Annotated in this window: 10 protein-coding genes and 1 tRNA gene; 1 reads left to right on the top strand and 10 read right to left on the bottom strand. The window is 75.9% G+C overall.

Annotated features, from left to right (window positions below):
* Nucleotides 1-66: 66 nt before the first annotated feature.
* The 4 genes from ACWIX6_RS15605 to ACWIX6_RS15620 all read right to left on the bottom strand — a co-directional run bounded on the left by ACWIX6_RS15605 (nt 67) and on the right by ACWIX6_RS15620 (nt 7,639).
* A complete protein-coding gene (locus tag ACWIX6_RS15605) occupies nt 67-807 on the bottom strand; it encodes a zinc ribbon domain-containing protein (RefSeq protein ID WP_448613353.1) in 741 nt (246 codons plus the stop codon).
* Nucleotides 808-816: 9 nt separating this feature from the next.
* Entirely contained in the window at nt 817-2,046 is a 1,230-nt protein-coding gene (locus ACWIX6_RS15610; protein ID WP_448613354.1) for a Nif3-like dinuclear metal center hexameric protein, read from the bottom strand.
* A 103-nt stretch (nt 2,047-2,149) separates the two neighbouring features.
* Nucleotides 2,150-3,757 carry an HNH endonuclease gene (locus ACWIX6_RS15615; RefSeq protein ID WP_448613355.1) on the bottom strand — a complete coding sequence of 536 codons (1,608 nt, stop codon included), beginning with the start codon at nt 3,755-3,757 and terminating at the stop codon, nt 2,150-2,152.
* A gap of 120 nt (nt 3,758-3,877) precedes the next feature.
* Entirely contained in the window at nt 3,878-7,639 is a 3,762-nt protein-coding gene (locus ACWIX6_RS15620; RefSeq protein WP_448613356.1) for an ABC transporter ATP-binding protein, read from the bottom strand.
* A gap of 89 nt (nt 7,640-7,728) precedes the next feature.
* On the opposite strand from ACWIX6_RS15620, the gene ACWIX6_RS15625 reads away from it, so the two are divergent.
* Nucleotides 7,729-9,711 (top strand): FUSC family protein, encoded by a 1,983-nt coding sequence (locus tag ACWIX6_RS15625; protein ID WP_448613357.1) that lies wholly within the window; start codon nt 7,729-7,731, stop codon nt 9,709-9,711.
* A 14-nt stretch (nt 9,712-9,725) separates the two neighbouring features.
* Here ACWIX6_RS15625 and ACWIX6_RS15630 read toward each other — a convergent pair whose 3' ends face one another.
* The 6 genes from ACWIX6_RS15630 to ACWIX6_RS15655 all read right to left on the bottom strand — a co-directional run bounded on the left by ACWIX6_RS15630 (nt 9,726) and on the right by ACWIX6_RS15655 (nt 12,133).
* The gene (locus ACWIX6_RS15630) at nt 9,726-10,280 is read right to left on the bottom strand and encodes a hypothetical protein (protein ID WP_448613358.1); all 555 of its coding nucleotides are present in this window, start codon (nt 10,278-10,280) and stop codon (nt 9,726-9,728) included.
* A gap of 159 nt (nt 10,281-10,439) precedes the next feature.
* Nucleotides 10,440-10,712: a hypothetical protein gene (locus ACWIX6_RS15635; protein WP_448613359.1), complete on the bottom strand. Its 273-nt coding sequence runs from the start codon at nt 10,710-10,712 to the stop codon at nt 10,440-10,442.
* The gene (locus tag ACWIX6_RS15640) at nt 10,709-10,912 is read right to left on the bottom strand and encodes a hypothetical protein (RefSeq protein WP_448613360.1); all 204 of its coding nucleotides are present in this window, start codon (nt 10,910-10,912) and stop codon (nt 10,709-10,711) included. The genes ACWIX6_RS15635 and ACWIX6_RS15640 overlap by 4 nt, the downstream gene beginning before the upstream one ends.
* Nucleotides 10,913-11,014: 102 nt before the next feature.
* Nucleotides 11,015-11,086 (bottom strand) — tRNA-Val (locus ACWIX6_RS15645).
* A gap of 58 nt (nt 11,087-11,144) precedes the next feature.
* A complete protein-coding gene (locus ACWIX6_RS15650) occupies nt 11,145-11,612 on the bottom strand; it encodes a peroxiredoxin (RefSeq protein WP_448613361.1) in 468 nt (155 codons plus the stop codon).
* A gap of 95 nt (nt 11,613-11,707) precedes the next feature.
* Nucleotides 11,708-12,133 carry a DUF3052 domain-containing protein gene (locus ACWIX6_RS15655; RefSeq protein ID WP_222044530.1) on the bottom strand — a complete coding sequence of 142 codons (426 nt, stop codon included), beginning with the start codon at nt 12,131-12,133 and terminating at the stop codon, nt 11,708-11,710.
* Between the last annotated feature and the right edge of the window lie 21 nt (nt 12,134-12,154).

Here is a 12,154-nt window from a genome sequence, read left to right on the forward strand (position 1 = left end):
ACTCGTTCCGCTCCCCGGTCGCTGGCGCTCCCTGCGGTGCTCGCTCGCCCGTCGCCCTCGTGGACCTCACAGGCCGGAGTCCGCCGTCCGGACCAGGATCCGGCCGCAGTTCTCGCAGCGCAGCACGGTGTGCGGGTCGGCCTTCCGGAAGGTGGCCAGCTCGTTGCCGTAGAGCTCGATCCGGCAGCCCTCGCAGCGCCGGGCGTGCAGGTGCGCGGCGCCGGTGCTGCCGGTCTGCTTGGCGATCCGGTCGTACAGCGCCAGCAGGTCCGCCGGCACCGTCGCGGCGATCCCGTCCCGCTTCGCCTGGTGCTCGGTGGTCCGCTGGGCGATGTCGGCGAGGGCGTCGTCCCGGAGCCGGGTGGCCCGCTCGCCTTCGGCCTCGGCCTGCGCGAGCCCCTGCTGGGCCGCGGTCAGGGTGGCGTCGGCGGTCTCGCGGCGCTCCATCAGCTCGAGCACCTGGTCCTCGAGGTCGGACTGCCGCCGGTGCAGGGACTCCAGCTCGTGCTGCAGCCCGGTGATCTCCTTGGGGGTGGCCGACCCGGAGTCGATGCGCGACTGGTCGCGGACCGCGCGCTGACGGACGGTGTCCACGTCGCCCTCGAGGCGCTTCTGCTCCCGGTCGAGGTCGCGCACCTCGGTCTCGGCCCGGACGACGTCGCCGGACAGCGTCCGCTGCGCCTCCTCGGCGGCCTCGACGGCGGCGTTCTCCGGGAGGGTGCGCCTGCGGTGGGCGAGCTGCGAGAGGGCGACGTCCTCCGCGGCGAGTGCCAGCAGCTTCTGCTGGTCGAAGTGGTCGGCCTGCACGCGGCCAACCTACCCGCGCGGCGGGGCCCCTCCGACCACGCCCGTGTCGGGCCGGGCGGCCCGCTCGGCGGGGCTGCCGACGTGCCAGGTCCAGGGGTCCGTGCGGCACCCGGACACGGCGACCTGGACGCGGCCGCCGAGGTCGCGGTGCAGCAGGTCGGCGGCCACCGGGAGCCACGGCCACTCCGAGGCGTAGTGCGCGACGTCGCAGAGCGCCGGTCCGCCGGACTCGCCGGCGTCGGAGACCGGGTGGTGCTTGAGGTCGCTGGTGAGCAGCACGTCGGCGCCCGCGGCGGTGGCGGCGGCCAGCAGCGAGCCGCCGCTGCCGCCGCACACGGCGACGGTCCGGACGAGGCGCTCGGGGTCGCCGGCGACCCGGACCCCGCCCGCCGTCGGGGGCAGGACGGCGGCGACCAGTTCGGCGAACCCGCGCAGCGGCCGGGCGGACGGCAGGTCGCCGATGCGGCCGAGGCCCGCCCGGGACGGGGCCGGCGCGTTGGCGGAGAAGGAGTACACCGGCTCCTCGTAGGGGTGCCCCTCGAGCAGGGCCCGTCGGACGGCGGCTCGGCGGCCGCGCGGGACCACCATCTCCAGTCGGACCTCGGGGACCCGCTCGAGCCGGCCCGGCGAGCCGATCGCCGGGTGCGCGCCGTCGCCGGGCAGGAAGGTGCCGGTGCCGGTGGTCTGCCAGGAACAGCGGGTGTAGTCGCCGACCACGCCGGCACCGGCCGCGGAAAGGACGTCGAGCAGCTGGTCGGCGTCCCCGACCGGGGCGAAGACGACGAGGGTGTCGGTCGGCGGGGCGGGCGCCGGGTCCAGCGACGTGGGGTCCACCAGCCCGAGGACGGCGGCGAGCGCGTCGTTGACGCCGTGGTCGGCGGCGCGGTCGGCGTTGGTGTGGGCGGTGAACAGGGCGATGCCGGCGCGGATCAGCCGGTGCACGACGCGGCCCTTGGGGTCGCTGGCCGGCACGCCGTGCACCGGACCGAGGAGCAGCGGGTGGTGGGTGACGACGAGGTCGACGCCGGCCGCGACGGCCTCGTCGACGACGGCGGACGTCGGGTCGACCGCGAACAGCACCGAGCGCACGGTCTCGTCGGGGTCACCGCAGACCAGGCCGACCGCGTCCCAGTCCTCGGCGAGGGCGGGGTCGTACCGGGCGTCCAGGGCTGCGACGACCTCGGCCAGCGACGCCCCCAGGGCCGGGGCGTCGTGGCCGTCGCGTGCCGGGACCGTCACGAGACCGGACTGTAGGTCAGCCGCCGGCACCGGGCATCGGCTGCACCAGGTACCGGAATCCGCCGGGCACGGATGACCCGTGAGGTCAGGACGGCTCGCGGGGTCAGAACGGCGGCGGGTCGTCGGCGGGCGCCGCGATCCCCGCCGGCACCGGATGGACCGGGGCCAGTGACCACTCGGCGGGCAGGTCGGTGCCCGGTGGCCGGGTGGAGCGGGTGACCCCGCTGGGTGTGGTGACCCGGAGGACGCCGTCGGCGGTCATCCGGTACGACCAGCCGGGCGCATGGGTCTTGAGCCGGTGGTGCCGGCGGCACAGGCAGCAGAGGTTCGCGCAGTCGGTGTGGCCGCCGTCCGCGTAGGCGACGACGTGGTCGAGGTCCGTGCGTGCCGCCGGGCGGCGGCAGCCGGGATGGCGGCAGGTGCGGTCGCGGGCACGGACGAAGCGCCGCTGTGCCGGCGTCGGTTGGTACCGGTCGACCGGCGGCGGGCGGTCCAGCACCGCGCAACCACAGTCGTCCTGCGGGTGGTCGCGGCAACCCCGGCGGGCCAACCGCTCCAGCTCCGCGCGGGTGACCGTGGCCCGCAGGGCTCCGGTGTGCGGGTCGATCAGGGAGATGTCCAGTCTGCCGCCCGTGGGGGCCTGCAGCCCGCCGGGGCAGAGCGCGTCCAGCTGCTCCAGCAGTGCCCGGAGCTGACCGGCGGTGATCGGCGCCCCGTCCACGGATGCCGCGTCCTCGTCGGTCGGCGCCGCGGCCCGGGCATCACCCTCGGCGGGACGGTCGGTCAGGGTCGGCAGCGGTGCCCGGACCTCGAGGTGCGCTGTCACCGGCTCGCGCGAGGTGTCCCACGGCCGCAGGATCAGGTCGGCCAGCAGCTGGGCGCGCAGCTGACCGATCGGCCGGACGTCCCCGTCGGCCTTGGCGAACCGGGCGTAGCGGTCCAGGGTCTCCCGGCAGGCGGCCACCGCCGGCATCGGCATCTCCCCGACGAGCTGCCCCATGCCGTCCGCGGTCGCCCGGGCGGTGACGTCCGCGCACCGCTCGGCCCGCTTGCGGCGCCGGTCGGCGGCCCCGTCGTCCACCGCGATCAGCCTCGCCGCGGTCCGCTCGGCCAGCCGGACCGGGGTCTCCCCGGCCACCGCCCAGTCCAGCGCCTGCGCCTCCACCTCGGCCAGGACTGCCGGGTCCACCGGCCCACCGGCGTCGATCGACTGCCCACCCAGCGCCCGTACGAGCGCGGTGGCCCGCGGCAGGTCGATGAGCCCGTCGGCCAGCGCCGCCCACGTGGTGGGCAGCTGGTGCACCAGCACCAGGGACCGCTCCGCCAGCCCGGTCGCCGCCGCCGGCGAGCACCGGGCCAGTGCCGCCAGCTCGTCGGCGAAGAACTCTGAGACCCCTGCCGGCTCCCGATCCGGCCCCCAGCCCTCGACCCCGTGACCCGGCTGGTCCTCGGTCAGGTCCGTGGTGGCCGGGCGCCGGGAGGCCAGCTCGGCCACCACCGCCGCCTCGTAGGCGGCGAGCTGCGACCGGGCACGGCCCACCGCCGCCAGCTCACCGGCCAGACCGTGGTCGTCAAACCCGGCCGGGTCCAGCACGTCGGTCAGCCGGGACGGTCGCCGGGTGACACCCGGGGGCAGTGGCTCGACGGGGAAGTCCGCAGGCATCAGCAGGGAAGGCGACACCGCCACCCCGAACCCACCGGCCTCGAACACAACCTGAAGCTAGCCCGGGGGTACGACAGTTCTGAGCTGCTGACCAGCGAGGACGACTCACGATGCAGGCACCGTCCGGCGCACCGCCCCGAGCTCGCGGGGATGGGGAGGACGGGGTCCTCACGCCATCAGCGGGTCGGCGTCCTCGTCGGCGGTGTACGCCGCCCACAGCGCGGCGTAGGCGCCGCCGGCGCGGAGCAGCTCCTCGTGCGGACCGGACTCCACGATCCGCCCGCCGTCCAGCACGACCACCCGGTCGGCGCGGGCAGCGGTGCTCAGCCGGTGCGCCACCACGAGCGTCGTCCGGCGGCGCGCCACCGCGTCCGCGGCCCGGGTGACCGCGGCCTCGGTGGCCAGGTCCAGCGAGGCCGTCGCCTCGTCGAACAGCAGCACGTCGGGGTCCACCAGCTCGGCGCGGGCCAGCGCCAGCAGCTGTCGCTGACCGGCCGACAACGCCCGCCCGCGCTCCCCCACCCGGGTCCGGTAGCCCTGCGGCAGCCCGGCGACGACGTCGTGCGCCCCCACCGCCCGCGCGGCCGCCTCGACCTCGGCGTCGGAGGCCTCGGGCCGGCCGTAGGCGATCGCGTCGCGCACCGTCCCCGCGAACAGGAACGCCTCCTGCGGCACCACGCCCAGCCGGCCGCGGTACTGCAGCAGGTCCAGGGTGCGCAGGTCCGCGCCGTCCACGCACACCGCGCCCGACGTCGGGTCGTAGAAGCGGGCGACCAGCTTGACCACCGTGGACTTGCCCGCCCCGGTCTCCCCCACGAGCGCCACCGTCTCCCCCGGCGCCACGGTCAGCGAGACGTCCCGCAGCGCCGGCTCCGGCGCGCCCGGGTAGCTGAACGTGACCCCGGCCAGCCGCACCTCGCCGCGCAGCCGGCCCACCGGCCGGGGCCCCGCGGCGGCCGGCGTGGACGTCGTCAGCCGGAGCAGGTCCCGGACCCGGCGCAGCCCCACGGCGGCCTGCTGGTAGCTGTCGAACACCTGGGACAGCTGCTGCACCGGGGAGAAGAAGGTGCCGACGTACAGCAGGAAGGCGATCAGGACGCCGGCGGTCAGCGTGCCCCCGGCCAGCCGCGCCGCCCCGACGGCGAGGACGGCGGCGGCCGCCACCTCGGACAGGAACTCCACGAACGGGAAGTACGTGGCGATGTACCGCTGCGCCCGCAGCCGGACGTCGCGGTAGGCCTGCGCGTAGCCGCGGAAGACGGCCGTGGAGTGCTCGGTCCGGTCGAACACCTGGGTGACCCGCAGCCCGGCGACGTCCTCCTGCAGCCGGGCGTTGACGGCGCTGACCCGCTCCCGGGCCTCGGTGTACGCCGGCACCGAACGCGCCCGGAACCACACCGTCGCCACCACCAGCACCGGCAGCGTGGCCATCAGGACCAGCGCCAGCGACGCGTCGATCAGCACCAGCGCGACGAGCACGCCGACCAGGGTCAGCAGGCTCACCAGCGCCGTGGTCAGGCCGGTCTGCAGGAACGTCGACAGCGCGTCGACGTCCGTCGTCATCCGGGTCATGATCCGGCCGCCGAGCTCGCGCTCGTAGTAGTCCAGGCCGAGCCGCTGGAGCTGGGCGAAGGTCTTGACCCGCAGCGTGTACAGCAGCCGTTCGCCGGTCCGCCCGGTCAGCCAGGTGGAGCCGATGGTGACCAGCCAGTCGGCGGCCACCACCGCCAGCGCGATGCCCGACACCGCCAGCAGCAGCCGGAGCGAGCCGGAGGTGATGCCGTCGTCCACCCCGTCGCGGACCAGCGCGGGGATCGCCAGCCCGGCCATCGCCGACAGCGTGACCAGCACCAGCGCTCCGGCCAGCGGCCAGCGGAACGGGCGGAGCAGCCGCCACAGGGTGAAGTCGGTGTCCGCCGCCCGGGCCCGGTCGGCGGGCACGTCGGGCTCGTCGACGGCCGGCGGCAGCCGGTCCACCAGCGCGCGCAGCGCAACGGTGGGCGCTGCCGCGGCCACCGCCGCGCCGGGGCCGCCGAGGGACGCCGCCGCGGCCGGCAGCGGGCCGGCGTCCGCCTCGGTCGGCGCCTCCTCCGGCCAGGCCGCCGGGGTGACCCCGCCAGGAGGAGCCGGCTCGGCGGCCGGCGCCTCGGCGGCGGAGATGCCGGACAGCAGCAGCCGGTAGAGAGGGCTGCGTGCTTCCAGCTCGGCGGCCGTGCCGACGTCGACCACCCGGCCCTGGTCGAGCACCGCCACCCGGTCGGCCAGCGCCAGGGTGGAGCGGCGGTGGGCCACCAGCAGCGTCGTCCGGTCGCGTACGCCGGTGCGCAGCGCCGCGTGGATCCGCGCCTCGACGGCGGTGTCCACCGCGGACGTGGCGTCGTCGAGCACCAGCACGCGCGGCCGGGTGAGCAGGGCGCGGGCCAGGGCGACCCGCTGCCGCTGCCCGCCGGACAGCGTGAGCCCCTGCTCGCCGACGACGGAGTCGTAGCCCTCCGGCAGCGCGCTGATGAACCCGTCGGCGTGCGCGGCCCGGGCCGCGGCCCGCACCTCCTCGTCGGTGGCGTCGGGACGGCCGAAGGCGATGTTGGCCCGCACGGTGTCGGAGAAGAGGAGGCTGTCCTCGAACACCACGCCCAGCGCCGAGCGCAGCGCGCCCAGCCGCAGCGTCCGCAGGTCCCGGCCGCCGATCCGCACCGCGCCCGACGTCGGGTCGTAGAACCGCGGCAGCAGCGTGACGATGCTCGACTTCCCCGATCCCGCGGTGCCGATCAGCGCCAGCGTCTCCCCCGGCCGGACCTGCAGCGACACCCCGCGCAGCACCGGCCGGTCCGCCGAGTGGCCGAAGGTGACGTCGTCCAGCTCGACGGTCAGCGGCCCCTCGGGCAGCTCGTCGGGCCCGTCGACCAGGGTCGGCCGCGCGTCGACGACCTCCAGCACCCGCTCCACGCCGGCGCGGGCCTGCTGGCCGATGGTGAGCAGCGCGGCCAGCTGGCGCACCGGGGACACCAGAGCGGCCAGGTAGGTGGCGAAGGCCAGGAAGGTCCCCAGCGAGATCGAGCCGCGCAGCGCCAGCCAGCCGCCCAGCGCCAGCACGCCGACCTGGCCCAGCGCCGGCACGGCCTGCAGGGCAGGGCTGTAGCGGGCGGTGAAGCGGACGACGCGCATCCGGGCGCCGAACAGCGACCGGGCGCCGCGGTCGATCCGGTCCAGCTCGCGGTCCTCCTGGCCGAACCCCTTCACCACCCGGACCCCGGTGACGGCGGCCTCCACGTCCCCGACCACCACGCCCGCCTGCTGCTGGGCCGCCCAGTTCGCCGGGAACAGGTCCCGCCGCGACCGCAGCCCCAGCCACCAGAGCGCCGGCCCGACGGCCAGCGCCACCACGGTCAGCAGCGGCGACAGCCAGGCCATCACCGCCACCGAGACGACGAACAGCAGCGCGTTGCCGGTCAGCTGCGGCACGAACGCGAGCAGCCCCTGCACCAGGGTGACGTCGCTGATCGACCGGCTGACCGCCTGCCCGGTCTGCAGCCGGTCCTGGCCCGGCCCGTCCAGACGGGCCAGCGCCGCGGCGACGTCGTTGCGCATGTCCATCTGCACGTCCAGCGACAGCCGGCCGGCCAGGTAGCGGCGGACGAAGCCGGCGGCGAAGCGCAGCACCCCGGCGCCGACCAGCGCGACGACGAAGGGCGTGACGGTCGCGGCGGTGCCGGCGGCGTCGGCGGCGACCACCCGGTCGACGACCTCGCGGGTGAGCAGCGGCACCGTGGCCGCGATGACCGAGCCGAGCAGCGCGGCGGCGAAGGCCCCGAACAGGTCGAACCGGTGCCGCAGGCAGTAGCCGACCAGCCGGCGCAGCCAGCCTCCCTCGGGGACCGGGTCCTCGGCCGGGCGGGCGGTGGGGCGGGCGACCTCGACGGCGGCGCTCACCCGCGCGGGACGACGGGGGGACGCGGCACGCCGTCCAGTGTGCGTCGGGATCGGCGACCGCGCCGCGACCGGGGTGGCAGGCTCCCCCCGTGGTCGATCGGGGGTTGCGGGCGCCCGCCTGGCTGGAGGAGCTCGTCCGCACCAGTCCCCCGGCGGTCCCGTGGCGCGACGTCGTCCGCTTCGCCGTGGTGGTCCCGGCGCCGCTGGCGCTGGCGGTCGCGGTGGACGGCGGGGTCTCCGGCGGCGACGCGCTGGGCGCCGGCGTCTTCGCCACCACCGGCGCGCTGGCCGCCACCCTGGCTCCCCAGTCCGGGCCGCTGCGCGAGCGCCTGCGCCGCGTCGCCGCGGCCGTGTCGCTGGGTGCGGTCGGCCTGGTCGCCGGGCAGGTCGCCGGCGGGGTCGGCTGGCTCCCTGTCCTGGTGATCGCCGTGCTGTCGGCGGTCGCGGCGCTGATCAGCTCCATCAGCGCCGCGCTGTCACTGGGCGGGCTGCAGCTGCTGGTCTACACCGCGCTCTCCTCCGGGCTGGCCGGCTCGCTGACCACCGGCGAGGAGGTGGCGGTCTTCGCCGCCGGGGCGGCCTGGGCGTGCCTGGCCGTGCTGGTCCAGGCACGCACCGAGCCCGAGGACGCCGACCGGGCCGCCGTCGCCACCGTCTTCATCCGGATCGGGGACCTGCTGGCCGTCGCCGGCACCGACGAGGTCGAGGACGCCCGCCGGCAGCTCACCGAGGCCCTCAACACCGGATACGACCGGGTGATCCACACCCGTAGCCGGTCGGCCGGCCGCAGCCGGGAGCTCGCCGAGCTGGCCGGGGTGCTCAACGCCGCCGCACCCCTGGTGGAGGCCGCGGTGGCCGGCGCCCGGGCCGGGGTGCCGGCCGACCCCCGCGACCTGACCGCCGTCGCGGCGCTGGCCACCGCGATCACCACCCGGCAGCCGCTGCAAGGTGAACGGCCACCACCGGTGGAGGACGGCGGCCCCGCGGTCCGCCGGGCGGTGCGCCACGGCGTCCGGCTGGTGTGGAACGTCGTCGGCGACCCCGAGGAGCTGAGCTCCGCGGCGGTGCCGCGCCAGGAGCTGGACTGGCGGGTGCGGGCCCGGGACCTGGCCGACCGCACCGTGGGCAACGCCGACTCGCGGGCGTTCGTCGTCCGGCTGGTGCTGTGCATGACCGTCGCGGAGGTGGCCCGGCAGACCCTGCCGGTCGAGCGTCCCTACTGGGTGCTGCTGACCGTCGCCATCGTGCTCAAGCCCGACTTCGGGTCGGTGTTCACCCGGGCGGTGCAGCGCGGGGCGGGCACGCTGCTCGGCGTCCTGCTCGGGTCGCTGCTGCTCACCTACGTGCCCCGCGACGGCTGGGTGCTGGTGGCGATGGCCGTTGCCGCCGGGGCGCTGCCGTGGGCGCGGGCGGCCAACTTCGGGCTGTTCTCGGTGTTCCAGACCCCGCTGATCATCCTGCTGCTGGACCTGGCCGCGCCCGGCGGCGCGGGCCTGGTCGGCGCGCGGCTGGTGGACACGCTCATCGGCTGCGGGATCGTGCTCGTGTTCGGCTACCTGCTGTGGCCGCAGACCTGGCGGGCGCCGCTGGACGACGCCCTCCGGGCCGCCGCGCTCGCCCTCGACCGCTTCGTGGACGCCGCCTTCACCGCCTCGCCGGAGGACACCCGCCGGGCCCGGCGGGCGAGCTACCGCGCCCTCACCGAGCTGCAGACCCAGCTCCAGCGACGGCTGGCCGAGCCGCCGCCGATCAGCACCCGGGCCGCCGCCTGGTACCCGGTCATCGTCCAGCTGGAGCGGACGTCGGACGCGGTCACCGAGGCGGTCATCGCCATGCGGTCCGGGGAGCCGGCGCCCGACCCGGCCCAGGTGGCGGTCCTGCGCCGCGCGATCCGCGAGCTGGAGGAGGACCTGCGCGCCCACCGGCCCCCCGACGACGCGGAGCTGTACGCCGAGGGGGTGCTGGCGCCCGTCGCGCGGGAGGTGGACACCACCCGGCGGCTGGTGCGGCAGACGACGCCCGGCCGCCGGTCCGGGCCGCCCGGCGCCGCCGGGGAGCCCGAACCGGACTGACCGGTTGCTCCGAGCTACTCGAGGTGCGCCTCGTACAGCGTCGTCGTCTCGCCCTCAGGGTCCTCGGCGTCGCTGGTGTCGGTGAGGGTCACCGTGCCTGAGGCCCCGGACCAGTCGCCGGTCCCGCCGGTCACCGCGATGTCGAACGACAGCTGCTCCGTCTCCGGCACCGCGCTGAAGTCGACGTGCACCGTGCCGTGCAGCTGCCCGCCCTCGTCGAAGACCCAGACGATGTCGCACAGCAGGTTGTCCGCCACGACCCCCGCGGTGCACACGACGTGCGTGCGGCCGACCGCGTCCCCGGCCGTCTCGCCGTCCTCGGTCGCGTACAGCGCCTCGCTGATGAACAACTGCGCGCCGACCGGGAAGGACTCGGGTTCCTCGCCCTCGGGCGGGGGCGTGTCCTCGGTGAAGGTCTGGCCGTCGGGCAGGACGATCGCGAACTCGTCCTCCACGGCGATCCAGCGGTGGTCGACACCTCCGGAGTCGTCCTCGGCGGCGAGGGCGCTGCTCGGGCACAGCAGGCTGCCGGCCACGACACACGCGGACAGCACGGCGACACGGCGCATCGGATTCTCCCCAGTCGGTGTGGATGCTCGGATGCGATCGCCGCCACAGCGTCGTACCGGCCCGCGGAGCCGTCAATGCGCAGGTCGGGACGGCGGTTCCCGACCGGCACGCCTTGACAGGGCGTCACGGGAGGCGGACGGAGGACGTCGGCCGGTCGGTCAGGGCCAGTCGGTCAGGACCTCGGCGCCGTGATGGGCGGCGAGCGTGACGACCCGGTCGACGTCGGGCTCGGCGGCGTCCACGGGCAGCGTGCGCGCCGGTGCAGGCTCGCCGAGCTCCACGAACAGCGCCTCGACGCCGCCGGGGCTGCACAGCGTCAGCATGCGGACCTCGTCGGTCTCCACGGTGAGCAGGTGCGGGATGCCGAGCGGGCAGAAGACGAACGCCCCGGCGCCGACCCCGAAGGTCTCCTCGCCCACGCGGACGGTCATCGCCCGTCGAGCACGAGGAACGCCTCGTGCTCCCTCGAGTGCACGTGCGGAGGTGGTTCCGCGCCCCGCGGCAACCGCTCCTCCATGAGGCTGAACGCGCCGCCGGTCTGCTCGGCCGACGCGACGACCGTCAGCAGCTCGCCGAGCGACCAGTACGCCGGAGCGTCGTCCAGGCGGACGGCGAACGGCTTCGGCGTCATGGTGGCCTCCCGCGGGGTCGCGACCCGTCGCTCCGCAGCATCCCGCAGCGGACCAGGGGTGTCGACGGCCGCGCGTACGGGTCGGACGACCGGGAGGTGGGGTGGGCGCGGCAGGGATCGAACCTGCGACCGCTCGCTTGTAAGGCGAGAGCTCTCCCGCTGAGCTACGCGCCCGTGGCCCCCTGCAGGGTCCCACCGCGAGGTGCGAGCGGTGGGAGGCAGGGGTCCTTGGTCAGGCGGCCGCGGCGAGCCGGCCGACCGCGTCCTTCCAGCCGGACTGCTCGCGGGCGTCGCCGGGCTGGTTGACCTCGGCGAAGGCGATCGTCCCGTCGGCGTCGACCAGGAACGTCCCGCGCAGCGCCATGCCGGCCTTGTCGTTGAAGACGCCGTAGGCCTGGGCGGTGGCGCCGTGCGGCCAGAAGTCCGACAGCAGCGGGAAGTCGAAGCCCTCCTGGGCCCGCCACGCCTTGAGGCTGAACACCGGGTCGGTGGAGACGGCGAGGACCTGCACACCGGCGTCGGTGTAGGTGCTCAGCTCGTCCCGCAGCTGGCACAGCTCACCGGTGCAGATGCCGGAGAATGCGAACGGGTAGAAGACGACCAGCACCGGCGTGCCGCGCAGGCCGGACAGGGAGACGACCTGCTTGTCCTGGTCGGGCAGGCTGAAGTCAGGGGCGGTGTCACCGACGGAGAGGCTCATGCCCCCATGCTGCCCCACACCACGGAACGGGCTGGAACGGCCACCCCTCAGGGGCCCGCGCCGAGCTCGCGAGGCGTGGGGGGAGGGGTGGTCCTTCAACGGCGGGAGCGGGCTGCCTTCGGGGTGACCAGCCGGATGCCCGACCAGTCCTTGGCCGCGGAGATGCTGGAGGTCTGCTGCAGCCCCGCGGTGGGGGCGGCCTCGGTGACCTCGCCCGGCTCGACGTGCCCCGGCCGCCCGGACTTGGGCACCAGCAGCCACACGACGCCGTCCTCGGCCAGCGAGGCGATGGAGTCGACGAGGGCGTCGATCAGGTCGCCGTCCTCCTCCCGCCACCACAGCAGGACGACGTCGGCGACCTCGTCGGAGTCCTCGTCGACCATCTCGCCGCCGGAGAGCTCCACGACGGAGTCGCGCAGGTCCTCGTCGGCGTCCTCGTCCCAGCCGAGCTCCTGCACGACCATGCCCGGCTTGATCCCCAGCCGGGCAGCCATGCTGGTGCTGCCCGAGTCGACGCTCATCCCTGCTGTTCCTCCATGGAG

The organism is Modestobacter sp. URMC 112, from assembly GCF_053502575.1.

Bases quoted from the DNA above. Each gene is read 5' to 3' on its own strand.
- ACWIX6_RS15640 (WP_448613360.1), bottom strand. From the start codon at position 10,912: ATGACGCCGAAGCCGTTCGCCGTCCGCCTGGACGACGCTCCGGCGTAC.
- ACWIX6_RS15655 (WP_222044530.1), bottom strand. From the start codon at position 12,133: ATGAGCGTCGACTCGGGCAGCACCAGCATGGCTGCCCGGCTGGGGATC.
- ACWIX6_RS15650 (WP_448613361.1), bottom strand. From the start codon at position 11,612: ATGAGCCTCTCCGTCGGTGACACCGCCCCTGACTTCAGCCTGCCCGAC.
- ACWIX6_RS15635 (WP_448613359.1), bottom strand. From the start codon at position 10,712: ATGACCGTCCGCGTGGGCGAGGAGACCTTCGGGGTCGGCGCCGGGGCG.
- ACWIX6_RS15630 (WP_448613358.1), bottom strand. From the start codon at position 10,280: ATGCGCCGTGTCGCCGTGCTGTCCGCGTGTGTCGTGGCCGGCAGCCTG.